This is a genomic window from Kaarinaea lacus, assembly GCF_975902315.1.
On record NZ_CDLKIE010000385.1, the window covers coordinates 1 to 2,934 of the forward strand.

Consider the following 2,934-nt stretch of genomic DNA (forward strand, 5'->3'; position numbering starts at 1 on the left):
CGACTATTTACCTGGAAAATGCGCCATTGTCACCGATGGATATTACAGCAACCGTTGAGAATGCCAGCCATGCATTGGTGTCTGCTAATCAAACCACAGCGGGTAGTCCAAGCATTGTTCTGAGCGGTGTAACCGATACCAGTGCAGGAAATATATATGTGCAGGGATTACTGGAAGGCACAACAACGATAACCCTGTCTGCACCTGGATATAACGATGGTACGGTTGAGGTTATAGTTAATCCTTCCAGTATTTATATTGTCAACTCAAGTTTCAGTACCACAACCTTTGCAGATAACTCATTAATTTCAATACGTTCGGCCAGGTTACGGTCAGATACACTACTAAGGGAAGACGATCAGGAAGTTCGTGGTGGCTATAGTGTTTCCGTGCCACTCAGTAATTCTGACGATAGTGTGGGGACAATTTCAACAAACAACGTGACATTTACTGGCGGAACTGGTTATCAGCAAATCATTGAATTTGACGCCATTGCATCCGGTACGACTACGTTATCTTTAGCACAGCCTGCAGGTTTTACTCAGCCCGCTGGACTGAATACATCGATCGATATCAGTGTGACTGCACCTGATATTTATCTGCAGGATTCCGACGTTGGATATAACTTACAGGAAGGTGTAAACGTTCAACTACAAAGTGCGCCGCCAGCGCCTGTTGATATTACATTTACAGTTGAAGACGAAAGTGTTGCACTGGTAGCGCCAGATAACACAACCTTAGGTGCCAGGAGCATTACGATTAGTGGCGTCACTACACAATATGTGGGAAATATCTATATACACGGCTTGCAGTCAGGCAGTACAACCACGTTAACCGCTACCGCAGAAGGTTATGATATCGCAACCAGCAATATTACGGTTACACCTTCTGCGATTCGTTTTCTGACTTCTACACTGGATACAAACACCTTCTCAGAAAACGAGTTAATATATCTGTATCCGACCAGGCTAAACGAGGGCTCGCTCACTTTTGTTGAGACACAACAAATTCGTGGTGGTATTACGATAAACGTACCATTGTCCAATACCGATGATCTCATCGGTACGATATCCACGGATAACGTCATATTTGAAGGTGGTCAGAGTGCCAGAACCGTAGAGTTTGATCCGATAACAGCCGGTTTTACGCAGGTCAGCTTGACGCAGCCACCTGGTTTTAGTGTGCCGGCAAACGAGCCAACAACCACCCAGGTGAACGTAACCGCGCCCGATATCTTTGTGATTAATTATTATGATGTAGGGGCCGGACTGCAGGAAGGATTACTTATTCAGTTGGAAGAAACGCCACCCAGCCCTGTAAATGTTACTTTCACCATCTCGAGTGGTGCCATTGCGCTGATATCTACAGATCAATATGCACAGGGCACAACAGAAATCGTATTTTCCAACGTTACCAGTACAACTGTTGGAATAATATATCTACAAGGTATTGTTGAGGGTAACACGCAACTGCTCGGTAAAGCATCAGGATATGATGATGCTATTGTTCCGGTAACGGTAACACCGGGGGCGCTTTATCTTAGTAGCTCAGACATAAACGTTGCAGACGATGCACCTAATGTAACAATGAGTATTCGATCTGCAAGATTAAATCCGGTTACCTGGCGGTGGGAGCGGACACAATCGGTTCGTGGTGGACTTACAGTCTCGATTGCGTTTAGCAATACGGATCCTTCAGTGGGAATAGTTACTCCCAATCCCCTGGTTATTACAGGGGGGAATTCTTTATATACTACAGAGTTTGATCCACTTTCAGCCGGAGTCACGGAAATTAGCCTGATTCCTCCGGTTGGTTTCACACCGGTAGCGGGAAGTGAACCAATCAGGGCAACAGTGACTCAATCAACAGTGAATGTAACTGGCAATACAACTGTTATTGAGGCAATTGAGACTAGTGAGACGGAAGCTATCGTTGAAAATAATATACAAGCAATCGATTCAGGAGGAGGTGCGCTTAACCTCAGTACACTCATTGTGGGCGCGATTTATTACATAATCACCAGTATGCTTTTTAGGCGACGGCGATGGAGGGAATAAAATCGTTCGGTGTTAACCAGGCAACTTCACACCGATTAAACACTCCTGTAGCACTATTACTGGGATGTTGATCCGGCTTACTGTTGTCATTGTCGCTGAGGTCTTCAACGCTACGCAATTGAGATAACTATAGAGTGATAGTGTGTTAATAAATTGTAATTCTCATGTAATCCAAAACACATAAGATGGTTATATTTAATTCATTAACGACAACTCACAATTCCATTGAGGTAAGTCAAGGAGAATGATTAAATAGTTGTATGGGAATGAAAAATTATCAAAAGTATTCTATGTTTTAATTAGTCATTCTAGAGGTCTTGACGTTAGGCGCTGGTTATTCCCGTCGCTGAATGCTCAGTTAATCTGAAATGAAGCAACCTTAGAATTTCCTCGTAGTACTCGTAGTAAGTATTTCGTAACACCCTGGTTGTATCACACAATAAAAAATATCTGGTAACCGCATTAATGTTACCAATTCTGCAGTTTCCTATGGAGCCATACCCAGCAGTAGCTTTTGCTGTTTCCGGATTTTCAGGTAATTGGATTCGGTTGAGCCGCACGATTATCCAATTTTTTCATATCGTTCAATTGATGGAGGAACAACCATGAAGTTGGAACTCACCAACCAGATTCCCGGCCAAAATGGCTCGCTTAAGATCAATGTGGCATTCGAAGAAGATGATCTGAAACAGGAAGTGACACCTTACGGCATCGTATTAGATTTGAAGGGTTGCAATATTGAAGGCGATATCGGCGCACCTGCGTTACCTTCCAGAATTGTCCAGGTCGCATTGCCGCCATTTACCTATCCGAAAGAAGTAACTGCCGAAGTGGTGAACAGCAGTGTTATTAGCCGGGTACCGATATTAGTTGCACC

The 2,934-nt window shown here is 43.8% G+C and carries 2 protein-coding genes; both read left to right on the forward strand.

Features of this window, described 5'->3' with window-relative positions; genetic code table 11:
• On the forward strand, positions 1-2,057 hold a 2,057-nt coding region (locus tag ACWVCM_RS12365; RefSeq protein ID WP_455202061.1), incomplete at its 5' end, for a hypothetical protein.
• 605 nt (positions 2,058-2,662) lie between these two features.
• The coding region (locus ACWVCM_RS12370; protein ID WP_455202062.1) for a hypothetical protein at positions 2,663-2,934 on the forward strand (272 nt) is incomplete at its 3' end.